Here is a 22360-nt window from a genome sequence, read left to right as displayed (position 1 = left end):
CCGCCTTCGCTGCCTGCTATCCACAACCGCGACAGGCCTCATAGCATCGAATTGGCCAAAACGCTGCCCGGTTTCAGGCTGGCCCGACAAAAAGAAAACCCTGCATGCGACGGAAAGACCACTGACGGCGGCCGCAAGCCGAAGGCCGGTGTCAGCTCCCGGTTTTGGCGCCGATGACCCTGAGCGCCGGACGCTTTCGGCGGCTGACGATGCGGCCCGCCACCGGGGCGTCGGCGCGGCCGTCGTCCTGCGCCTTCTCGGCGAACAGCCAGTCGATGAACACCTGCACGATCGGCGTCGCTCTCATCTCGTTGCGGCAGACGACATAGAAATCGTCGACCGCCGGCACCGACAGGCTGAACGGCGCCACCAGCATGCCCCTGGCCAGCAGCGCGCTTGCCGTCACCGAATCGCCCAGCGCCACGCCATGCCCATGCACCGCCGCCTCGGTCGCCATGCGCGCATCGCCGAGATGATGGCGGCGACCCCGCTCCAGGTCCAGCGCATCGGCGGCCGCCAGCCAGGTGTGCCACTCGCGGCCGTCATCGCCATGCAGGAAGACATGGTCGGCGAGATCCCTGACGCTGCGGATCGGCCGGTTGTTGATCAAGGTCGGGCTGACCACGGGGAACAGTTCGAGGCCCGACCATTTGCGCATCCAGCAATCGGTCCAGCTGCCGTCGCCATAATGCACGCAGACGTCGATATGCGGCGCCCGCAAATCCTTGGGATCGTTGGAGGGGATAAGCGTCAGCCTTATGTCGGGATATTGCGCCATGAAACTGCCGAGCCGCGGTGTCATCCACAGCAACAGCAGCGCCGGCACGCAGGAGACTGAAAGCGTGCCGCTGCTCGCCGGCCTTGTCATGCGCTGGGTGGCGGCGGCGATGCTGTCGAAGGCGCTCGATACCGCCGGCAGAAGTTCGGCGCCATGCGGCGTCAGTTTGACCCGCTGGCCGACCCGCTCGAACAGCTTGACACTGAGCGACTGCTCGAGCGCCTTGATCTGGTGGCTGATGGCGCCATGCGTGACGTTCAGCTCACTCGCCGCCTTGGTCAGCGAGCCATGGCGAGCCGTTGCCTCGAAGGCGCGCAGCGGATTCAGCGGTGGCAGGCGTTTGGCCATGGGTATGAACTTTATTGTGAGATTTTCTCACAGAAAACACCCTAACAATATCAATTGATTTTTCAATGCCGCTGCCAGACACTTGAGCCCGGAACAGCATCAAGACGTGAAATCTGCAGGCAGCCAGCGGGACAGCGGCCCGGCCGGATGACGGTCGGTTCGCAGGCGTCACCGGCGGCACTGCATCAGCCCAGGAGGAGCGGATATGGGTTACGATCGCGGCAAGCTCGACGCGTTGCGTCGCAAATATGGTGAAAGCCATGGCGGCGAGATGTTCGACCCGAAGTTCCGCAAGGTCGCCGACAAGATCTTTTCCAAGAGCGGCACGCGGCTGGCGCCCTATTCCGGCATCCCGACCTTCCTCGCCGCGCCCTACCGCGAAATATCGGCCGACAATCCGGATTTCGGCGATCTGCAGGTGGCGATGATCGGCGTGCCGATGGACCTCGGCGTCACCAACCGGCCAGGCTCGCGCTTCGGGCCAAGGGCGCTGCGCGCCATCGAGCGCATCGGTCCCTACAATCACGTGCTGGAATGCGCGCCGACGCATGAACTTCGGGTGGCCGATATCGGCGACACGCCGTTCCGCAGCCGCTACCGGCTGGAGATCAGCCATGAGGATATCGAGCGCCGCACCAACCAGATCGTCGATGCCGGCGTCATCCCGCTTTCGATCGGCGGCGACCATTCGATCAGCCATCCGATCCTGAAGGCCGTCGGCAAGAAAGCTCCGGTCGGGTTGATCCATATCGACGCCCACTGCGACACCAGTGGCCTGTTCGACATGACCAAGTTCCACCATGGCGGCCCGTTCCGCAACGCGGTGCTTGACGGCGTGCTCGACCCGACGCGCACGATCCAGATCGGCATCCGCGGCTCGGCCGAATATCTGTGGGAGTTCACCTACGAGTCCGGCATGACCGTGGTCCATGCCGAGGAGGTGACCGGTCTCGGCATTCCGGCCATCATCGAGAAGGCGCGCAGAATAGTCGGCGACGGGCCGACCTATGTCTCCTTCGACATCGACAGCGTCGATCCGGCCTTCGCGCCCGGCACCGGCACGCCGGAAGTCGGCGGCCTGACGACGCGCGAAGTGCTCGAACTGCTGCGCGGCCTGAAGGGGCTCAACATCGTCGGCGGCGACGTTGTCGAAGTGGCGCCGCAATACGACGCCACCACCAACACGGCGCATGCCGCCGCACAGGTGCTGTTCGAGATATTGAGCCTTATGGTGTTCAGCCCGGCAATCACGGGCAAGGGAGCCTGACGTTCAGAAAGCAAAGGCGGCCGCCGCGCTGGAGCCGGCGGTCGACTCCCAACAAACAAAGCTTCCAGACAGGGGAATGACAATGACAATCCGAAAGACATTTGCCTCCATCGCCGCCGTGCTGATGCTCGGCACGGCCGGCTTCGGCCTCGCCACACAAGCCGCAAGCGCCGATGCGCTGGCGGACATCACCAAGGCCGGCACCATCAATGTAGGCGTCTTCGCCGACTTTCCGCCCTTCTCCTCGGCCAGCGCCGATATGAGCCTCAAGGGCTATGACATGGATGTCGCGCAATACATTGCCGATACGCTCAAGGTGAAGCTCAACCCCATCGCCGTCACCGGCCAGAACCGCATCCCGTATCTGAACGACAAGCGCGTAGACATCCTGATGAGCGTCGGCTACTCGAAGGAACGCGAACAGGTCATCGATTTCGCCGCTGCCTATGCGCCCTACTACATCGCCGTGATCGGTCCGGCGGCACTTGCGGTCAAGGGCAAGGAAGACCTCGCCGACAAGTCGATCGCCGTCAATCGTGGCACGCTCGAGGACACCTCGCTCACCGAGGCAGCACCGGCGTCGGCCGACATCAAGCGCTTCGACAACTACAATTCCGTGATCCAGGCCTTCATCTCCGGCCAGACGCAGTTGATGGTCGTCGGCAACGATGTCGGCGCGCAGGTGCTGGCCAAGCAGGACGCGCTGAAGCCCGAGCAGAAGTTCCAGCTTCTGACCTCGCCTTCGCATATCGGCCTCAACAAGAATGAGGACGGCCTGAAGAAGGCCGTCAACGATGCCATCGCCAAGATGCTGGCCGACGGCAAGCTGGACGAAAGCTCGAAAACCTGGCTGAAGACGCCGCTCAATCCCGAAAACCTCAAGGATTGAGTTTCCGTGGCCTTTGCCTGGCTTCCAGGTGCTGTCGGCGACATCGCGCACGGTGCGCTCACGACGATTCTGTTGATCGCCGTGACCACGCTGGTGGGAACGGCCCTCAGCATCCTGGGTGCCGCGGGGCGACGAAACGGCCCGGTTCTGCTCAAGCGGGCAATCGCCTGTTATGTCGAGGTGATGCGCAACACGCCGTTCCTGGTGCAGCTGTTCTTCATCTTCTTCGGCCTGCCCAGCCTGGGCATCCGGCTCGATCCGATCCTGGCCGCCATGCTGGCGATGACGCTCAACATGGCGGCCTACACGATCGAGATCGTCGGCGCCGGGCTTGACGCCGTGCCCGGCGGACAGACGGAAGCAGCGCTCGCACTTGGGCTGCGGCCACGCCAGGTGTTCGTCAAGATCGTGCTGCCGCAGGCACTCAAGATCATCTATCCCGCGCTCACCAGCCAGATCGTCATCATGATGCTGGAGTCGGCCGTGGTGTCGCAGATCGCCGTGCGTGAACTGACCTACGAGGCCGATATGCTGCAGGCGCGCACCTTCCGCTCTTTCGAGACCTATTTCGTCGTGACGCTGGTCTATCTCGCTCTGTCGATGGCCTTGCGCCGGCTGCTGGTGTCAGGCGGACGCCGTGCGCTCGGAGCCGGCGTGTCATGATCGAGTTCACCTTCTGGGACATCGTACGCAACCTGCTGCTCGCCGCCCGCTGGACGGTGCTGCTATCGCTGGCCGCCTTCATCGGCGGCGGCATCGTCGGCCTGGTCGTGCTGTTCTTCAGGATCGCCAAGAACAAGTGGAGCAGGCGTGTTGCTTCCGGCTACATCGCCCTGTTCCAGGGAACGCCGCTCTTGATGCAGCTGTTCCTGATGTTCTTCGGCCTGCCGATGCTCGGCCTGCGCATCGAACCGTGGACGGCGGCGGCGCTCGGCCTCACCTTCTTCGCCAGCGCCTATCTCGCCGAGATCTGGCGCTCGGGCGTCGCGGCGCTACCCCTCGGCCAATGGGACGCCGGCGCCAGCCTTGGCCTGCACTATCTGCAGGAGCTGAGGCTGATCATCCTGCCGCAGGCCTTTTCGATCACCCGCGCACCCACCGTCGGCTTCCTGGTTCAGCTGATCAAATCGACCGCGCTGACCTCGATCATCGGCTTCGAGGAACTGGTGCGGACCTCCAATGCCATCAACAATGCGACCTTCGAACCGTTCAAGGTCTACGGGCTGGTGGCTCTGATCTTCTTCGTCATGTGCTTTCCGCTGACGCAATACGCCCGCAGGCTCGAGAAACAGGCGGCTGCCCGCTGACGCGCCAAGGCAGATGTCCTTGCGGTTAGCGCTCGATTTCAGGCCGGCAGCCCAAGCTGCTTGCGCAGGCTCTTGTCGAATGCGGACGCGGGGACGAAACGGCGCAGGAAACTGACCTGGCGCGCCATTTTTCCCGCCGCATAGCGCTTCTTCGGCGCGGGATCTGTCGCCGCGGCCAAAACGGTGTTGGCGACCACTTCGGGCGCATCGCCTTTCTCCATCGATTTCCGCACGGATACAGTCATCCCGGCGCGCGCGGAGTCGTAGATTTCGAGCGACCGGTCGGGGGCGGCAAGATTGTCCTCGAATGCCGTTCGGGTATAGGCGGGCTCCACCAGCGAAACGCGGATGCCGAACGGGCGCAATTCGTGATCGAGCGACTCGGAATACCCCTCGATGGCATGTTTGGTCGCTGAGTAAAGCGCGAAATAGGGAGCGGGGATGAACCCCTGCACCGAACTCAAATTCACGATTCTGCCCTTCCCTTGGCTTCGCATTGCCGGCAGCACCGCGTTGGTCACGCGCAAGACGCCGAAGACGTTCACGTCGAACAGCGCCTTGGCCTGGGCGGTCGAGGACTCCTCCGCGCCGCCAAACAGGCCCATACCGGCATTGTTGACAAGCAGGTCGATGCGTCCGGCCTTGGCCAGAACGTCATCGACCATTGTCGCAACGGACGCGTCGTCGGTCACGTCGCAGGTCAGCATGGTCACGCCGGCGGATTGCTGGGAGGCCGTGCGACGGCTGGTTCCGAAGACGCGAAAGCCGGCGCCCAGCAAGGCGTCGGCGGTAGCGCGCCCGATGCCGGAAGATGCCCCTGTCACCAGGGCGACGCCAGGATTGGTCTTGTTCATGGAAATCATATCCTTCTTTGCGTTGGATTGGATTGGGAAAAGCATGAGGGGCCGGGGCAAAGGGCGTTGGTCATGACTGCGTCTGGCGCTCGCGTCTGGCCACAGGTTAGTTCCAGCGTCTGAACAGGGCGCTGGCATTCACGCCGCCAAAGCCGAAGCCATTGGAGATCGCGTACTCCATCTCCATCGGCCGGGGCGCGTTTGCGACGAAGTCGATTCCGTCGCCGGCCGGATCGGCCTCGCCCAAGTTGAGGGTTGGCGGAGCGACCTGATCCCTGAGCGCCAGGATTGCGAAGATCGCACCAAGCCCGCCGGCCGCTCCGAGCAAATGTCCGGTCGCCGATTTCGTCGCACTGACAGCTATCGCGAAATCGCGCCCGAACACGCTCTTGATCGCTTCGATCTCACCCAGGTCGCCGACTGACGTGGAGGTCGCATGCGCATTGAGATGACGAACCTCGCGTGGCGAAATCCCTGCCTGGGCAATCGCGATCTGCATGGCCCGGCGCGCGCCGTCGCCGTCCTCCGGCCCGGAGGTGACGTGGTGGGCATCCGCGGTCGTGCCGTAGCCGACGAACTCAGCCAGCGGCTTTGCGCCGCGCGCCAACGCGTGGTCCAACGCCTCGATGACCAGCACGCCGGCCCCTTCGCCCATGACGAAGCCGTCCCGCGATGTGTCGAAAGGGCGCGAGGCTTGAGCCGGCGCCCAATTAAAGCCGGTTGAAAGAGAGCGAGCCGCGGCGAACCCGCCGAGACTGACGGTGTTGATGCACGCTTCCGTTCCGCCGCACACGGCGATGTCGGCTTCGTTGGCGCGGATCAGGCGGGCGGCGTCGCCGATCGCCTGGATGCCCGCCGCGCATGCCGTCACCGGTGCGCCGAGTGGACCTTTGAAACCATGACGGATCGAGATGTGGCCCGCCGCGAGGTTCACCAGGAAGGACGGCACCGTAAAGGGAGACAGGCGGCGGGCGCCACGCAGGTCCACCGTGCGCACCGCCTCGGTGATGGCGGGGAACCCGCCGACTCCTGAAGCGATGATCGTGGCCGTGCGCAGACGCTCCGTTTCCAGGGCAGGCTTCCATTGCGCCTGCGCAAGCGCCTCTTCCGCCGCCGCCAACGCAAACAGAATGAACCGGTCCACCTTGCGCTGATCCTTCGCGGACAGGACGGCATCGGCATCGAAACCAGCCTCCGGATCTTCGCCCAGGGAGGGAACCACGCCGCCAATCTTAACCGGCAGCTCTCCCACCACATCGTCCGGAAGCCTGCGAACGCCGGACCGGCCGGCAAGCAGGCGTGACCAGGACGCTTCGACATTGGCGGCCAGGGGCGTGACCGCTCCCATGCCCGTGACGACAATCCGTTGCATCTGCTCTCCTGTCCTTGGTGTGCCGGCGGCGCTGCTCGCGCCGTTCAAGTGGCGACTGCTTCGCGAACCTGATCGGCCGCCGCATCCAGAAAAGCCCGCGCAAGGTCGGGATCGTTGACGACCCGCGAGAGCACGACCGCGCCGACCATCGTCGAGAGAACGGCCATTGCCTTTTTTCCGCTCTTTTCGCTGTCGCCCTCGCCAACCCAACCGCCGAGCATCTCAAGGTACGCCTTGATGCCGTCTTCGAATGACGCCTTCACCTCGGCACCCTGCCTGGCTGCATCCGAACCGAGCGCAACGACCGGGCAGCCGTCCATCTTTTCCCTGCGATGGTCCATGCTGAGGTAGAATGAGATCACCCCGTCGAGCGGGTTCCCAGGATGTGCTGCGGTCGCGGCCGACCATTTGTGGGTGGCGCTTTCCATCGCCCGCCTGGACGCCAGCGCCGCCAGATCGTCCTTCGACTCGAATTGCTTGTAAAAGGCACCCTGGGTCAGCCCGGCACCCTTCATCAGATCCTTGAGGCCGATGCCGTCAAAGCCGCGCTCCCGAAAAAGCCGGCTTGCCACATTGATCACGGTCTCGCGGTTTTCCGCGGCCTGAGTGCGACTCACACGCATCGTCATCTCCTTTTTTAGATTGCATTCGTAATCTATACCCTATATAGAGGGTGAACGCAATCTAAAAAAGGACAAATGAGATGATCCGCAAAACCCTGAGCGCCTCGCTCCTGGCGGCGCTGTTTCTTGCAACCCCGGCTCTCGCCGAGGAAGCCACCATCGGACGCCCGATCGAAGGTGGCAGCCTGCACCAGGGACACCTGGACATGGTGGCCTACTACGTTCCGCGCGGCGACCTGCTTGAGGTCACCGCCACTTTCGCACCGAAGACCGGGGGTGATCCGCTGCGGTTCGTCATGGGCCTCGCCAACAGTGACGCCGTGGCGTTTTCCATACCGGGCCACCCGGGCTCGCTCTACGCGTTCTCAAGGTCCGGTAAGGAAGTGACGGTCTCGACCGGGACCGGCACATCCCTGCGAGCCGATGCGACAACGCCCTGACCTGGCGCGCAGGCCGCGGCCGCGCGATGCTGGCCGGGGCTCTCGCGTCCGATCACGCCATCCCAATGAGCCTGGAGAGGTCACATGCTTTACAGCTATTTTGTCGAGAAATCGATCCGGCAGAGCTTCGACGACGTCAACAACCATCGCTGGGACGCGGCGGTGAAGGCCATCGCGCCGCATGTCCATCACCGGGTTGGTGGCGCCCACGCGCTTGGTGGGGAGCGCCACGACAAGCAAGCCCTGCGCCGGTGGTTCGAGCGCCTCGGCCGTGTTCTGCCCACTCTCCATCTCACGGTCAACCACGTCTGGGTGAAGGGCTGGCCGTGGCATACCACCGTGTTTGCCCAGTGGGATGGCACCGCAACCCTGCTCAACGGCGATACGTCCTACGTCAACCATGGTCTCCACGTGTTCACGCTACGGTGGGGCAGGGTTCATGCGCTCGAGGAGTTTTACGATTCACAGGCGGCGGCGCGCGGTCTCGCCGCCCAGGCCGCAGCCGGCCTCGAAGAAGCTGTCGCCGAACAGATAACAAGCTAGCTGAAGCGCGGTCCGAGGACGGCCAAGGTTTAAGGGCCGGTCGCGCTGATCTTTTTCGTCGCGTGCCTTCCGCCTGCGCAGTATGCGCGGAGGGTCGGGAAGCGAGCGCCGGCGCTGGACTGCAAGCCAGGAAACCCAGTGCGGGAGCGCAGCGCTGCATCGATGCCGGTGCTGTCGCGGCAACGGTCGAGCCGAGGCAGGCATATAGCTTTCCTGCTAGGAATAGGCCTTGACATCTTGCCGTTCGAATTGTCCATTTGATGCTTGACCGGGCCGAACGGGGCGGCGAGGGCGGACAGGGGCAAACCGGCGCGTGGATAGACAGTCGAGTCGAGTGCTGTTGAAGACGGTTGGGCTGACAAAAGCCTTTCGAGGGCTGGTTGCCCTGCGGGATCATTCCATCGAGCTGCACGAAGGTGAAATCGTTGGGGTAATCGGGCCGAATGGCTCGGGCAAGAGCACGCTTTTCAACCTGATCACCGGCTTCTCCCAGCCGAATTCCGGTAGCATCGAGATGGAGGGCCGTTCGATCGTCGGCCTGCGCACATCGCAGATCGTCGCGATGGGCATCGCCCGCACCTTCCAGGGTTCTCGCCTATTCGGCAGCCTCAGCGTCGCACAGAACGTGCTGACGGCGGCGCAGCTGCGCCATCCTGTCGGGCCCACCGATACCGTGCTGCGCGGTCAGCGCTATCGCGAGCGGGTGGCCGCGACGCGGCAGCAGGCCGACGAACTCCTCGACCTCATGGGCCTGACAGATCAGGCCGGCAGGGTCGCCGCGGATCTTCCCTACGGCGATCAGCGGCGGCTGGAGATTGCGCGTGCGTTGGCGACCGGCCCGCAGTTGCTGCTGCTCGATGAGCCCGCAGCCGGGCTTGATTCCAACGAGACCAAGGTGTTGGCGGCGCTGATTCGGACGATCCGTGACCGCTACGGCGTAACGGTGGTCGTTGTCGAGCACGACATGGACCTGATCATGGCGCTGTGCGAACGCATCCAGGTGCTGGCGACCGGCGAGGTGATCTGCGTCGGAACACCGGAGCAGGTACGCGAACACCCGAAAGTGCGGGAGGCGTATCTTGGCCACGCCTAGCCCCGTTCTGCTCAGCGTCGAGAACCTCGAGGTCAATTTCGGCGCGGTGCGTGCGCTGAAGGGCATTTCGCTCGACGTCCATGCCGGCGAGGTGGTGGCGTTGGTGGGGGCCAACGGCGCCGGCAAGAGCACGACCTTGCGCACCATTTCCGGCCTGTCGCGGCCGCGCGGCGGCAAGATCATCTTCGATGGCAAGCCGATCGGAGGTATCGCTCCGTCGCGCATCGTAACTCTGGGCATCGCGCAGAGCCCGGAGGGCAGGCGCCTGTTCGGCGGCCTGACGGTGGCCGACAATCTGCGGCTCGGCGCCTGCACCCGCACCGACAAGGAGGCCGTCGTCAGAGATAGCGAGCGCATGTTCATGCTGTTCCCGATTCTCAAGCAGCGGCTGAAGCAACTGGCCGGCACGCTGTCGGGCGGCGAACAGCAGCAGCTTGCTCTGGCGCGCGCGCTGATGGCGGCGCCGCGCCTGCTGCTGCTCGACGAGCCTTCGCTCGGCGTTGCGCCGCTGCTGGTGCGCCACATCTTCAGCGCGCTTGCCGAACTGAAGCGCCAGGGCATGACGATGCTGCTGGTGGAACAGAACATCACGCTCGCGCTGGACCTCGCCGACCGTGCCTATGTGCTGCGCACGGGTCAGGTGGCGCTGTCGGGCCGGTCCGCGGAACTGCGCGACAGCGAACGCGTGGCGCAGGCATATCTCGGGGCGGCAACATGACCCAGCTGGACTATATCCTGCAGCAGATCGTCAACGCGGTGAGCCTCGGCAGCCTCTACGCGCTGGTGGCGGTCGGCCTGTCGATCGTCTTCGGCGTCCTCAAGCTCACCAATTTCGCGCATGGCGACGTAATGATGGTAGGCGCATTCGGGGTAGCTCTGCTGGCGGGGATCGGCGTTCCGTTCCCTGTCGCCGTGATCTGCGGCATCGCCGCGGCGGCCGTCGCGGGCTTCCTCATCGAACGCATCGCCTATCGTCCGATCCGCGACGCGCCCGACGTTGCGCGACTGCTCACCAGCCTCGCCGTCACCTACATCATCGAGAACGTCGGAATCCTGGTGTTCACCTCCTCGCCGCGCAATTTTCCACTCCCCGATATTCTCAACACCTCCTGGGAAATGTCGAACGGCGCCATCACCTTCACCAGCATCAATCTCCTGACCATCGCGCTGACCTTCGTGTCGCTGCTGCTCCTCGGCTGGTTCATCACGCGCACCACGACCGGGCTCGGCATGCGCGCCGCAGCCGAGGACATGTCGGCGGCACACCTTGTCGGACTCAACGTCAACCGGCTGATCGTCGTCGCCTTCATCGTCGCATCCGCCTATGCCGGCCTTGCCGGCATTTTGTGGGCGGCACAGGCCGGCGTGGTGCAGCCGCAGATGGGCTTCACGCCGCTCCTGAAGGCTTTCGTGGCGGCGATCATCGGCGGCTTCGGGTCGATCGCGGGCGCCCTGGTGGGCGGCTACATATTGGGCGCGCTGGAGATCTTCATCGTCGCATTCCTGCCGAGCAGCGTCTCGTCCTATCGCGACGCAATCGTCTTTGCCGTGCTGATCGCCTTTCTCCTGGTGCGCCCGGGCGGGCTGCTCCAGCCAAACCGGGAGATAAAGCTGTGAGCCGGGAAGCGCGGATCACACTCCTCGTCCTCGTCGCCCTGGTGGCGGGAGCAGCTGTCGCTTTCGGTGCGCCGCACGTGCTGAGCGACTATTTCGTCCGGATTATCCTGCTGATCGCGCTGAATGCAATCCTGGTGCTGGCGCTGTCGCTGAGCAACGGTTTTATGGGCGTGTTTTCGCTCGGTCATGTCGGCTTCATCGGCGCCGGCGCGTATATATCGGGAATACTGTCGATTCCCGTACAGCAGAAGATGGCACTGCTGCCGCATCTGCCGGCGTTTCTGCATGCTTTCAGCCTCCCCTTCCTGCCGGCGACGCTGGTGGCAGGTCTTCTGACGGCGCTGCTTGCCGTGGTCGTCGGTTATCCCTTGATGCGCCTGTCGGGCTATTTCGTTTCGGTGGCGACGATGGGATTCTTGATTATCGTCAACGTGGTGCTGATCAATGCGTCGGATTTCACCCGAGGCGCCCGCACTTTCACCGGTGTGCCGCTGGAGACGACGTTGCCCTGGGTGATGGGTTGGCTCGCCATCACGGTGTTCGTTCTGGCGCGCCTGGTCTATTCGCCTTTCGGGCGCGCCATGAAGGCGGTGCGCGACGACACAATCGCGGCCAGCGCTGTCGGCATCGGCGTGTTGCGGACCAGACTGATCGCCTTCGTCATCGGCGCGTTCTTCTCAGGCGTCGGCGGGTCGCTCTACGCACATTATCTCGGCTCGTTTTCGCCGAACACCTTTTACTTCGCGCTGACCATGAGCCTGATCACAATGCTGGTGCTAGGCGGCATGGGCTCCCTGACCGGCGCGGTGGTTGGCGTCATCTGCGTTTCGCTGTTGTCGGAGGTCCTGCGCTCGGTCGAACGCGGCTTCACGATCGGCGATTTCGCGGTGCCGGCCCTGTTTGGCGCCAGCCAGATCGTGCTTGGCTTCATCTTCATTCTAGTCATGATCTTCCGGCCGAAGGGGATCATGGGGGACCGGGAACTTACGTTCGGATTAACCCAAAGATCGGCAACGGTGAACCAGACAGAGGAACGAAAACGATGATCAAACTCACTCGACGCGACACCATCGGCCTAGGACTGGGCGCATTCTTCGCGCTTGCCTCGGCCAGCACGGCACTTGCTGCCGACACGATCAAGATCGGCTATCCGGCAAACCTGACCGGCATTCAGGCCTCGCTCGACGGTCCGATGCTGAATGGCGCCAAGCTGGCGGCAAGCGAAATCAACGCCGCCGGCGGCGTGCTCGGCCAACAGATAGAACTGGTGATCTACGACTCCAAGAGCGATTCGACGACGATCTCGACCGTCGCCAGCCAGTTGATCGACAGCGACAAGGTCGTCGGCATCATCGGCTTCGCCGATTCCGATTCGGTGCTGGCCATCGGACCGCAGGTCCAGAAGGCGCAGATCCCGTTCATCACGCCCGGCGCGACCTCGCCGAAATTGCCGAGCCAGCTCGGCAACGAGATCTTCCTCGCCGCCTTCGGCGACAACGTTCAGGCTGCGGTTGGCGCGGAATTTGCGCTGAACAAGCTGAACGGCAAGACCGCCTACCTGCTGACCGACATCGGCACCGAATACACAACGCTGCTGTCGGACTACTTCGTCACCGCCTACGAGCATGGCGGGGGCAAGATCTTGGAGCGCGACACCTACAAGATCGGCGACAAGACCTTTACCGCGCAGATCGCCAAACTGAAGGCGCTGTCACCGCAGCCCGACTTCGTCTATGCCTCGTCGAATGCCGAGGAAATCGGCCTGATCTTGAAGCAGATGCGCCAGGCCGGCATCAACCTGCCGGTGGTCGGCGGCGACGGTTACGACACGCCCTTGCTGATCCAGGTCGGCGGCGACGCGGCCAAGGACACCTACTTCACCACCCATGCCTATATCGGTGAGGGCGCCACCCCGAAGGTGCAGGCCTTCATCGACGCCTACACCAAGTCGGCCGGCAATGCCCCGGAGAACGCGTTCGCTGCGCTCGGCTACGATTCGGTCAAGCTGATGACCGACGCGATCAAGCGTGCCGGTGCGCCGGATCCGGCCAAGATCCGTGACGCGCTGGCCGCTACGTCCGGGCTCGACGGCGTGACCGGAACGATCACCTACCGCCCGGGCATTTCGGTGCCGGACAAATCGGTCTCGGTCATCGGTGTCAAGGACGGCAAGCTTGTCCTTGCAAGTGAAGCGGCACCGACCTTCGTCGCGGAGCCGTGATCTTGTCCACTCCGGGTTCCCTTTGGGACATCTACAGGTCGCGGCTCTCCGCCGCGACCTTCACCGACCTGACGCATGCGTTTCATCCGGGCCAGCCGCACTTCCCGGCCTTCCCGGACGAGGAGCGCCGTGCGTTGCTCGATTTTTCGAAGGGCGACGCCTTCCAGGTCCACCACTACGCCTTCGTCGGACAGTGGGGCACCCATGTCGATCCGCCGGTGCACTTCATCGACGGCGGCCGCTCGATCGACCAACTGTCGGTGGCGGAGATGCTTCTGCCGTTGGTCATCCTCGACATCAGCGACAGGGTCGCCGCCGATCCCGACGCGACGCCGACGCTCGACGACATTTCCGCCTGGGAGACACGGAACGGCCGTATCCCGGAAAAGTGTTTTGTCGCGCTTCGCACCGGGTGGTGGCCGCGCTGGCCAGACCCCGTGGCGTTTCAGAACAAGTCGGCCGACGGTATCTCGCATGCGCCGGGCTGGTCGAAGCCGGTGCTGGAGGAACTTTTGGAACGCCGCGGTGTCGCTGCGATCGGGCACGAGGGCATGGACACCGATCCCGGCCGCGCCACTTCCGCGGGTGACGCAAGCCTGGAATACTATGTGCTGTCCCGCGACTGCTGGCAGATCGAGCTCCTGGCCAATCTCGACAAGGTGCCTGACGCCGGCGCGTTGATAATGGCAAGCTGGCCAAAGCCAAAGGCCGGATCCGGCTTCCCGGCTCGCGCTGTCGCCATCCATGAAGCGGCCGGCTGAACGCGTGAAACCGCAGCTGGCGGCGTCTAGGGGCCGCCACACAACGATCACCAGACACACGGAATTCAGACATGGATATAGACACAGTCCGCGATGCTTTTCCGGCGATGGCGAGAGGTGCCGAGCCGAAGAAGCGGATTTTCTTCGACAATCCCGCGGGAACCCAGATGGCGAGCCGTTCGATCGAGCGCATGACGCGTGCCATGATCGAGACCAACGCCAATCTTGGTGGCTATTTCGAAACCTCACTCGCGGCCCAGGCGATGGTCGACGACGCGCATCAGGCGATGGCCGATTTCTTCAATGCCGCGGACCGGCGTGAGGTGGTGTTCGGCCAGAACATGACGACGCTGACTTTCGCCGTCTCGCGCGCCATCGGCCGCGATCTGAAAGCCGGCGACGCCATCGTGTTGACGCGCATGGATCATGACGCCAACGTCGCACCCTGGCTGATGCTGGCGGAGGATCGCGGGCTTGAGGTACGCTGGATCGACCTCGATCCAAAAACGTTCGAACTCGACCTGTCGACGCTGGAGGCCACTATCGACGAGGAGGTCAAGCTGGTCGCCCTCGGCTATGCCAGCAACGTTACCGGCACGATCAACGACGTGAAGCGGATCGCGCAGCGCGCACGCGCGGTCGGGGCGCTGAGCTATATCGACGCGGTGCAGTTCGCGCCGCATGGAGTGATCGACGTCCAGGAGATTGGCTGTGATTTCCTGGTTTGCTCGGCCTACAAATTTTTCGGACCGCATCACGGGGTGTTGTGGGGCCGGTTCGATCTGCTGCAGGCGCTGACCGCCTACAAGGTGCGCGCGGCTTCGAACACGCCACCTGGAAAATTCGAGACGGGGACGACAAGCCGCGAGGCGCTTGCCGGGGTGCTTGGCGCCGTCGAGCACTATGCCTGGCTCGGACAGTCCTTCGGCAACGTCCACCCGCAGGCGACGCGGCGCGAGCGCATCGTCGCCGGCATTGAAGTCGCCGACCGTTATGAGCGTGTCCTGACAGCACGGCTGATTGCCGGATTGTCCAGAATTGATGGCGTCTTGGTCCAGGGTATAACCGATGTGGCGGCGCTGGCGCGCCGGGTGCCTACCGTGTCGATCACCGTTGACGGAACCGATCCCGCCGATATCGCCAAGGCGATGGCAAAGGAAGGCATCTATCTCTGGCATGGCCACAATTACGGTTTGGAGCCAATCAAGCGGCTGGGGCTTGCGGACCGCAACGGCGTCGTCCGCATCGGGCTGGCCCATTATAACACCGAGGCGGAAGTCGATTTTCTGTTGGCGAAGCTGGCGGACTGGATGAAGACGCGGACCTGACATGCGCGACAGAAACGGAACCCCGAGGATCGGCGTCAAGCTGCGCCATGCCAGACAGGTGCTTGGCCTCAGCCTGGAAGAGCTCGGCGCCCGCATCGGGCTGACAGAGGGTTATCTCTCGAAGATCGAAAACGACCGCGCGACGCCCTCGATGGCGGCTCTGCACCGGCTGGTGCAGGCGCTGGGCATCAACATGAACGCTATGTTCGGCACGCTGCAGCACAATGCCTCGGAAGTGTTCGTGTTGCGGCAAAACGAGCGTCCGCACATGGAGACGGGACATCGGCGCTCGGGCAACCATGTCGTGCTCGAGCAATTGGTGCCATCCGGTCCGGAATATCTGCTGCAGATCAATGTCCACGTGATCGAGGCCGGCGGCGGCAGCCTCGAGTTGATCAGCCACAAGGGACAGGAATTCGGCTACGTGCTCGAAGGTTCCGTCGAGTTGCTGGTCGAGACGAACGTGGTGGCGCTCGAGGCAGGCGACGCGTTTTATTTCAACTCCGAACTCGGCCACGGCTACCGCAATATCGGTTCGACCACGGTCCGTATCCTCTGGGTCAACACGCCGCCGACATTCTGACCGCCTCTATCGCGGAGTTGTGAAGGCGTTGTTCAATGAGCCAACGCCCACAGGACAACAGCCGCCGGGCCATCGGCCGTTCTGTTTCAATGCCCGAACGCGAGCGGCGGCGCCAACCGGTCGCGCCGCAGCCAGCGCGCCAGCAGCAGCGCGGCCACCACGGCCAGCCCCGTCGACAGGCCGATCCAGATGCCGACGCCATGCAGGCCGAAATGGAAGGCGAGCAGCACGCCGAGCGGCAGGCCGACGCCCCAATAGCCGATCGCGGCATAGATCATCGGCACCTTGGTGTCATGCAGGCCGCGCAGCATGCCGGCGGCCACCGCCTGGGCGCCGTCGAAGACCTGGAACAGCGCCGCGAAGACCAGGAACGACACGGCAAGTTCGATCACCCTGGCATTGGCCGGATTGCCCAGATCGATGAAGGCGCTGATCAGCGGATGCGGCCACAGGATCATCACCAGCCCCATCAGCGCCATGAACGAGACGCCGATGACAAAGGCGGTCCAGCCGGCGCGCGAGACGCCTTCCGGATTGCCGGCGCCGTGCGCAAGGCCGACGCGCACCGTCACCGCCTGGTTGAGGCCGAGCGGCACCATGAAGGAGATCGAGGCGATCTGGATGGCGATCGCGTGCGCGGCCAGGGAATCCGCGTCGATCAGGCCCATCAGCAGGGCCGCCGCATTGAAGATCGTCACCTCGAAGGCGAGGATGCCGGCAATCGGCAGGCCGAGCCGCAACAGGCCCTTGAAGCGCGGCCAGTCGGCGCGCCAGAAACGGCCGAACAGACGGTAGCGGCGGAACTTCTTCTCCAGCATCACCACGGCAGCCATGCCGATGAACATCAGCGCTGAGGACAGCGAGGTGGCAAGGCCCGACCCGGCAATGCCCATTGCCGGCACGCCGAGATTGCCGAACATGAACACCCAGTTGAAGAAGACGTTGCAGGCGACGGCGACGAAGACGATGACCAGCGCCCAGCCCGGCCGTTCCAGCGCCGAGATGAACGAGCGCAGCACGATATAGAAGTAGAAGGGCAGCACCGCCCATTCGAGCCAGCGCAGATAGATGCCGGCCTGATGGGCCAGAACCGGGTCCTGGCCCATGGCCAATAGAATGCCCTCGCCGTGCCAAAGCACGAGCCAGATCGGGATCGAGATCAGGATCGCCAGCCACAGGCCCTGGCGCACGGTGCGGCGCAGGTCGCGCACCGAATAGCGGCGGCGGCCGAGCTCGGTAGCGATCATCGGCGAGGTCGCCAGCATCAGGCCGAGGCCGAAGATCAGCGGCATGAAATAAAGGTTGGCGCCAAGCGCGCCGCTGGCCAGCGTATCCGGGCCCAGACGACCCATCATCATGACGTCGGTGGCCGTCATCGCGGTCTGGCCGAGATTGGTCAGCACCATCGGCCAGGCGAGCGCCAGCGTCGCCCTGATTTCCTGACGCCAAAGATTTTCCGGCGCGCGAGCGCCGGCTTCGATCGCAGACATTGTTCCGCTCTTTCCAGCTACGGCACGTCGGCCAGAGCCGGAAGCCGCATGTCAAACGGCAAAACCTTCGGTTTCGCCGCGTTTGCGTCAGCTTCTGGACGAAACGCGACATGAAGGCAAGAGAGGAGGGACGGGAACGGATTGAGCCAGCGACCGGCCCGATGCTCTAGCGGATCGCGTCCAGCATCCGGCGCTGGCGGTGCATCTCGAGGAAAACCTTGTAGTCGCGCTCGAAACGCCCTGATGATTTCGGGTTCGACGGGCGCGTCCTGCCGCCTTGCTGCATGGCAAGACAGGCGGCGTTGAGGTCGGGAAACAGCCCGGCAGCGGTGGCGGCGATCATGCCGGTGCCGAGCAGCACCGCCTCGTCGGCCAGCGGCTCGATCACCGTGCAGCCGGTGGCGTCGGCGTAGAGTTCCATCAGCAGCGGGTTCTTGGTGTGGCCGCCGGTGACGTGCAGCGTGTCGATCAGATAGCCGTTCTCGTTCAGTGCCTCCAGCACGTGGCGCACGCCGAGCGCGATGCCGACGGCGGTGCGCCAATAGAGCTTGCACAGGCTGTCGAAGGAGGAATCCAGCGTCAGCCCGCTGACGACGCCGACGGCATGCGGATCGGCGAGCGGTGAGCGGTTGCCATGAAAGTCGGGCAGCACATGCAGCCTTGCGGCGAGGCTGTCGCCCTCGATGGCGCGCAGCTCGGCGACACGCCTGGCGATCTTCGCATGCATGGCGGCATCCGGCTCGCCGCCGGCGCCGTGCCAGCGGATGATGTGGTCGAGCAGGGCGCCGGTCGCCGACTGGCCGCCTTCCGACAGCCACAGCCTGGGCAGCGCCGCGCCGTAATACGGCCCCCAGACGCCGGCGAAAGGCTGCGGATCCGGTGACATCGCCATGACGCAGCTCGACGTGCCGGCGATCAGCGCCAAATGCCGGCCGATGTCCTGTTCGTCGCCGGCAAAGCCGCCGAGCACGCCAAGCGCGCCGGCATAGGCATCGATGACGCCGGAGCCCACCCGGCATTTCTCGCTCAGCCCAAGCTCGGCCGCCGCTTGCGCCGTCAATCGACCGATATCGGCGCCGACGGGACTGGCCTTTTCCGGCAGGCTGCCGTGCTCGAAAAGATCGCCGAGGCCGACGAGCTCGAAGAAGTCGCGCCGCCAGCCTGTCTCCTCATGCGCCAGATAGGTCCATTTGGCGGTCAGCGTGCATTGCGAGCGGGCCAGCGAACCCGTCGCTTGCCAGGTCAGGAAATCGGTCAGGTCGAATAAATAGCCGGCTTCATTCCACGTGCCCGGCAAATTGCGCTTCAGCCACATCAGTTTCGGCGTCGCCATTTCCGGCGACATGACGCCGCCGATGTAATTCAGCACGGCGTGGCCGCTTGCCGTGCATTCGTCGGCCTCGGCGATGGCGCGGTGGTCGAGCCAGACGACGGTGTCCCAGCGCTTGTCGCCCGTGACCGAGACGCTGAGCTGGCTGCCTTGCCGGTCGCGCACCACCAGCGAACAGGTGGCATCGAAGGAGATGCCGACAATGTCCTCAGGCTCGACGCCGGCTTTTTCGCGGGCAGCGCGCACGGCGGTGCAGACGGCCGACCAGATATCGCGCGAATCATGCTCGGCGTGATCGGGCTTCGGCTGGTTCATGGCGATCGGCCGCTCGGCGCGGCCGAGCAAGGTGCCACTGGTGTCGAGAATGCCCGCGCGAGCGCTCCCGGTGCCGACATCGACCGCGCAAACGAACTGTTTCGTCAAGATGCTCTGTCTCTCGCTCCCAAGCCTGCAATCAGATCGGGCAATTGCAGCATGTCAGCGAATATAAAGTCCGGTTCACTCGACGCAAGCCGCGCTTTCAAGGCGGGATTGCCGGCATGCGATCCGCCGGTGAAGGCGAGCACGCGCATCCCTGCCGCCCGCGCAGCAGCGATGCCGGCCGGGCTGTCCTCGATGACGAGGCATTTGCGCGGATGGGCCCGCATGCTGGCGGCGGCATGCAGGAACAGATCCGGCGCCGGCTTTCCCTTGGCCACCATGGTGGCACTGAACAGATGCGGCTCCATCAGCCCAAGCAATCCGGTGACGTCGAGCGCGTAGCGGATGCGGTCGAGCGTGCCTGAGGACGCGACACAGTACGGCAGCCCAAGCTTGGGCAGCATCTTCCTGACGCCGGCGATCGGCTTCAGCTCCTCGCGGAATTTGCGCATCAATTCGACGCGCATCTCGGTCAGGTGCAGGTCGGTGATATCGAGCCCGAAGTCGCGGCCGAGGATCTCGCGCACGCTTTTCATGCTCTTGCCGAGGAAATGCTCGTAGGCGGCGTCCTCACTGACGCTGCCGCCGGCAAGTTTGACCATGCCAAGCAGCGCCGAGACGGAGAGCGCCTCGCTGTCGACCAGCACGCCATCGCAGTCGAAGATGACCAGCTCAGGCGTCATGATGGAGAATGGCTCTCAGAGCTTGCCGGCGAGGTAGCGCGTCAGCGTCGCGCGCGCGCCATTCGCCCACAGCACGTTGAGCGCATGGGCAAAGGCCTCGACAAACGCCGTCGCGCGGCCGACATCGCCATAGATGTCCTCCATGGCGAGCCAGGCGGCGGGAGCATCCTTTGCCGCCTTTGCCGTCGCTTGCAGCCGGTCCCAGCTCGGATCGTTGGGCTCGATGACGGCACCGCTGTCGGTCGTACCGAAGCAATAGCGGCACCAGAGCGCTGATTCCAGCGCCAGGCCGGCGACGCTTTTCCCGGCCTTCAGCCGGTCGGCGATGGTCGGGATGATGAATTTCGGCTGGCGGTTGGAGCCGTCGAGGCAGAGCCGGCGCACCGTGTCGCCGATCTTGGGATTGGAGAAGCGGCTCTCGATGAGCTGGTAATAGTCTTCCAGGACCGTGTCCGGCACCGGCGGCACGGTCGGGATGATTTCGTCCCGTTCGAGCTTGGCCAGAAACCCGCTCACCAGCGGCTCCTGCATCGCCTCATGGACGAAATGGATGTCCATCAGCCCGGCCGGATAAGCGATGGTGGCGTGGCCGCCATTGAGGATGCGGATCTTCATCAATTCGTAGGGCGCAACGTCTTTGACGAACTGCACGCCGACCTTTTCCAGTGGCGGCCGGCCGCCGGTGAAATGGTCCTCCAGCACCCACTGCCGGAACGGCTCGCAGAACACCGGCCAGTTGTCCTCAAGGCCAAAATCCTTGGCGAGAATGCCGCGTTCGCGATCGGTGGTCGCCGGCGTGATGCGATCGACCATGCCGTTCGGAAAGGCGACATGCTCGCTGGCCCAGTTCGCCAGATCCTCGTCGATCAAACGGGCCAGGCCGATGACCCCGTCCGAGGTGACATGGCCGTTGTGGGGGATGTTGTCGCACGACATCACCGTGAACGGCACGGTACCCTCGTCGCGGCGGCGCACCAGCCCGGCAAGGATGATGCCGAACACCGTCTTCGGCGTCGCGCCGGGCTGCGCATCGGCGACGATGTCGGGATGGGTCGGGTTGAACACGCCGGAGGCCGGGTCGATGAAATAGCCGCCTTCGGTGATGGTCAGCGAAACGATCTTGATGGCCGGGTCGGCCAGCTGTTCGATGATGCCGGCCGCATCGCCGGGCATCAGGAAGTCGATCATGGCGCCGGTGACGCGTGCGCTCATATGGCCGCTGTCCTGCTCGACCACGGTGGTCAGCCAATCCTGCTCTTCCAGTTTGCCGCGACCGATCTTTTCACCGTCGAACACGCCGGCGCCGATCAGAGCCCAGTCATGGCCGATGCCCGCATTGAACAAATCGTCGAGATAGACGGCCTGATGCGAGCGGTGAAAATTGCCAACGCCGAAATGCACGATGCCGGCCTTCAATGTTGCGCGGTCATACTTCGGACCGGCGACCTCAGTGGGCAGCTTGGAGAGGTTTGAGGACGAGAGTTTCACGGTCATCTGTTTTACCCTTTGGCCGGATTTCGGCCTTCGTTACGCTCCTCTCCCGGTCGGGGAGAGGATAAGGGGTGGCACTTGCTACGCGCCCGCTGATGTCGGCCTCTGCTCCTCGCGGAGGTACGAGGAGCAGGGGCCGTCCCCCGCCCTCAACTCATCCACTGGCCGCCGTCGACATTGTAGGTCTGGGCGACGACGTATTCGGCGTCGGCGCTGGCGAGAAAAACCGCCATGCCGGTAAGGTCCTGCGCCGTGCCCATGCGGCCATAGGGCACCGCCTCGCCGACCAGTTTCTTCTTCTCGCCCCTCGGCCGGTTTTCATATTTGGCGAACAGCGAATCGACGTGATCCCAGTGCTCGCCGTCGACCACGCCAGGGGCAATCGCGTTGACGTTGATGCGGTGCTTGATGAGGTCGAGCCCCGCCGACTGGGTCAGCGAGATGACGGCGGCCTTGGTGGCGCAGTAGACGCCGACCAGCGCCTCGCCGCGGCGTCCGGCCTGGCTCGCCATGTTGATGATCCTGCCGCCCCGGCCAGCGGCGATCATCGAGCGGGCGGCAGCCTGCAGCATGAACAGCGTGCCGGCGACATTGACGGAAAACAATTTGTCGTAGCTTGCCTTGGTGATCTCGACGATCGGCGCCAGGTCGAACAGGGCGGCGTTGTTGATCAGGATATCCAGGCCACCGGTCTTCGTCTCGACGGCTTTCACCGCCGCTTCGATCGAGGCGAGGTCGGTGACGTCGAGCTTGACCGCATAGGCCTTGCCGCCGATCTCGGCGGCTGTCTTCTGCGCCGCCTCGAGATTGATGTCGGCGATGGCGACGGTTGCGCCTTCGCCGGCATAGGCTTCGGCGAAGGCTCTGCCGATGCCGCGGGCCGAACCCGTGATCAGCGCGGATTTGCCGGCCAGTCTCATGC

General features: G+C 64.1%; 23 protein-coding genes. 14 read left to right on the top strand and 9 right to left on the bottom strand.

Annotated features, from left to right (window positions below):
- Positions 1 to 151: 151 nt before the first annotated feature.
- Positions 152 to 1126, bottom strand: coding sequence for a transcriptional regulator GcvA (gene gcvA / locus NKH06_RS07760; RefSeq protein ID WP_183446360.1), 975 nt, complete (start codon positions 1124 to 1126; stop codon positions 152 to 154).
- A 205-nt stretch (positions 1127 to 1331) separates the two neighbouring features.
- Between gcvA and speB the strand changes: the two genes are divergently transcribed.
- The 4 genes from speB (at position 1332) to NKH06_RS07740 (ending at position 4589) form a co-directional block, all read left to right on the top strand.
- Complete coding sequence (gene speB, locus NKH06_RS07755; RefSeq protein ID WP_127260884.1) at positions 1332 to 2393, top strand: agmatinase; 1062 nt, start codon at positions 1332 to 1334, stop codon at positions 2391 to 2393.
- 82 nt (positions 2394 to 2475) lie between these two features.
- Positions 2476 to 3282: a transporter substrate-binding domain-containing protein gene (locus NKH06_RS07750; protein WP_128304211.1), complete on the top strand. Its 807-nt coding sequence runs from the start codon at positions 2476 to 2478 to the stop codon at positions 3280 to 3282.
- A 6-nt stretch (positions 3283 to 3288) separates the two neighbouring features.
- Positions 3289 to 3945 carry an amino acid ABC transporter permease gene (locus NKH06_RS07745; RefSeq protein WP_128304212.1) on the top strand — a complete coding sequence of 219 codons (657 nt, stop codon included), beginning with the start codon at positions 3289 to 3291 and terminating at the stop codon, positions 3943 to 3945.
- On the top strand, positions 3942 to 4589 hold the full coding sequence (locus NKH06_RS07740) for an amino acid ABC transporter permease (protein ID WP_128304213.1): 648 nt from the start codon (positions 3942 to 3944) through the stop codon (positions 4587 to 4589). Before NKH06_RS07745 ends, NKH06_RS07740 begins: the two co-directional genes overlap by 4 nt.
- Positions 4590 to 4627: 38 nt before the next feature.
- On the opposite strand, the gene NKH06_RS07735 is transcribed toward NKH06_RS07740, so the two are convergent.
- The 3 genes from NKH06_RS07735 to NKH06_RS07725 form a co-directional block, all read right to left on the bottom strand.
- On the bottom strand, positions 4628 to 5443 hold the full coding sequence (locus tag NKH06_RS07735; protein ID WP_128304236.1) for an oxidoreductase: 816 nt from the start codon (positions 5441 to 5443) through the stop codon (positions 4628 to 4630).
- Positions 5444 to 5549: 106 nt separating this feature from the next.
- Positions 5550 to 6815: a beta-ketoacyl-ACP synthase II gene (gene fabF / locus NKH06_RS07730; protein ID WP_128304214.1), complete on the bottom strand. Its 1266-nt coding sequence runs from the start codon at positions 6813 to 6815 to the stop codon at positions 5550 to 5552.
- 44 nt (positions 6816 to 6859) lie between these two features.
- Complete coding sequence (locus tag NKH06_RS07725; RefSeq protein ID WP_127297537.1) at positions 6860 to 7438, bottom strand: TetR/AcrR family transcriptional regulator; 579 nt, start codon at positions 7436 to 7438, stop codon at positions 6860 to 6862.
- 80 nt (positions 7439 to 7518) lie between these two features.
- Between NKH06_RS07725 and NKH06_RS07720 the strand changes: the two genes are divergently transcribed.
- The 10 genes from NKH06_RS07720 to NKH06_RS07675 all read left to right on the top strand — a co-directional run bounded on the left by NKH06_RS07720 (position 7519) and on the right by NKH06_RS07675 (position 16024).
- Entirely contained in the window at positions 7519 to 7878 is a 360-nt protein-coding gene (locus NKH06_RS07720) for a hypothetical protein (RefSeq protein WP_023810720.1), read from the top strand.
- Positions 7879 to 7962: 84 nt separating this feature from the next.
- Positions 7963 to 8421 carry a nuclear transport factor 2 family protein gene (locus NKH06_RS07715; RefSeq protein WP_128304215.1) on the top strand — a complete coding sequence of 153 codons (459 nt, stop codon included), beginning with the start codon at positions 7963 to 7965 and terminating at the stop codon, positions 8419 to 8421.
- A 334-nt stretch (positions 8422 to 8755) separates the two neighbouring features.
- Positions 8756 to 9514: an ABC transporter ATP-binding protein gene (locus tag NKH06_RS07710; RefSeq protein ID WP_352892645.1), complete on the top strand. Its 759-nt coding sequence runs from the start codon at positions 8756 to 8758 to the stop codon at positions 9512 to 9514.
- Positions 9501 to 10232 (top strand): ABC transporter ATP-binding protein, encoded by a 732-nt coding sequence (locus NKH06_RS07705; RefSeq protein ID WP_352672957.1) that lies wholly within the window; start codon positions 9501 to 9503, stop codon positions 10230 to 10232. The genes NKH06_RS07710 and NKH06_RS07705 overlap by 14 nt, the downstream gene beginning before the upstream one ends.
- The gene (locus tag NKH06_RS07700) at positions 10229 to 11131 is read left to right on the top strand and encodes a branched-chain amino acid ABC transporter permease (RefSeq protein ID WP_352892644.1); all 903 of its coding nucleotides are present in this window, start codon (positions 10229 to 10231) and stop codon (positions 11129 to 11131) included. The genes NKH06_RS07705 and NKH06_RS07700 overlap by 4 nt, the downstream gene beginning before the upstream one ends.
- Positions 11128 to 12177: a branched-chain amino acid ABC transporter permease gene (locus NKH06_RS07695; protein WP_352892643.1), complete on the top strand. Its 1050-nt coding sequence runs from the start codon at positions 11128 to 11130 to the stop codon at positions 12175 to 12177. The genes NKH06_RS07700 and NKH06_RS07695 overlap by 4 nt, the downstream gene beginning before the upstream one ends.
- Positions 12174 to 13352 carry an ABC transporter substrate-binding protein gene (locus NKH06_RS07690; RefSeq protein WP_023810715.1) on the top strand — a complete coding sequence of 393 codons (1179 nt, stop codon included), beginning with the start codon at positions 12174 to 12176 and terminating at the stop codon, positions 13350 to 13352. The genes NKH06_RS07695 and NKH06_RS07690 overlap by 4 nt, the downstream gene beginning before the upstream one ends.
- A gap of 2 nt (positions 13353 to 13354) precedes the next feature.
- Entirely contained in the window at positions 13355 to 14113 is a 759-nt protein-coding gene (locus NKH06_RS07685; protein WP_023810714.1) for a cyclase family protein, read from the top strand.
- A 71-nt stretch (positions 14114 to 14184) separates the two neighbouring features.
- Positions 14185 to 15441: a cysteine desulfurase-like protein gene (locus NKH06_RS07680; RefSeq protein WP_352672954.1), complete on the top strand. Its 1257-nt coding sequence runs from the start codon at positions 14185 to 14187 to the stop codon at positions 15439 to 15441.
- A gap of 1 nt (position 15442) precedes the next feature.
- Positions 15443 to 16024 (top strand): cupin domain-containing protein, encoded by a 582-nt coding sequence (locus NKH06_RS07675; protein WP_023810712.1) that lies wholly within the window; start codon positions 15443 to 15445, stop codon positions 16022 to 16024.
- 86 nt (positions 16025 to 16110) lie between these two features.
- On the opposite strand, the gene NKH06_RS07670 is transcribed toward NKH06_RS07675, so the two are convergent.
- The 5 genes from NKH06_RS07670 to NKH06_RS07650 all read right to left on the bottom strand — a co-directional run bounded on the left by NKH06_RS07670 (position 16111) and on the right by NKH06_RS07650 (position 22358).
- Positions 16111 to 17514, bottom strand: coding sequence for an MATE family efflux transporter (locus tag NKH06_RS07670; protein ID WP_023810711.1), 1404 nt, complete (start codon positions 17512 to 17514; stop codon positions 16111 to 16113).
- Between the two features lie 166 nt (positions 17515 to 17680).
- A complete protein-coding gene (locus NKH06_RS07665) occupies positions 17681 to 19267 on the bottom strand; it encodes an FGGY-family carbohydrate kinase (protein ID WP_352751898.1) in 1587 nt (528 codons plus the stop codon).
- On the bottom strand, positions 19264 to 19947 hold the full coding sequence (locus NKH06_RS07660; protein ID WP_023810708.1) for an HAD family hydrolase: 684 nt from the start codon (positions 19945 to 19947) through the stop codon (positions 19264 to 19266). The genes NKH06_RS07665 and NKH06_RS07660 overlap by 4 nt, the downstream gene beginning before the upstream one ends.
- 15 nt (positions 19948 to 19962) lie before the next feature.
- Positions 19963 to 21441, bottom strand: coding sequence for a mannitol dehydrogenase family protein (locus tag NKH06_RS07655; protein WP_352892642.1), 1479 nt, complete (start codon positions 21439 to 21441; stop codon positions 19963 to 19965).
- Positions 21442 to 21587: 146 nt separating this feature from the next.
- Entirely contained in the window at positions 21588 to 22358 is a 771-nt protein-coding gene (locus tag NKH06_RS07650) for an L-iditol 2-dehydrogenase (protein WP_128304237.1), read from the bottom strand.
- Positions 22359 to 22360 lie beyond the last annotated feature (2 nt).

This window comes from Mesorhizobium sp. M1342, from assembly GCF_040317955.1.
GTDB lineage: Bacteria > Pseudomonadota > Alphaproteobacteria > Rhizobiales > Rhizobiaceae > Mesorhizobium.
The sequence above is the reverse complement of the archived record's forward strand: the minus strand, read 5'-3'. Positions and strand labels throughout refer to the sequence as shown.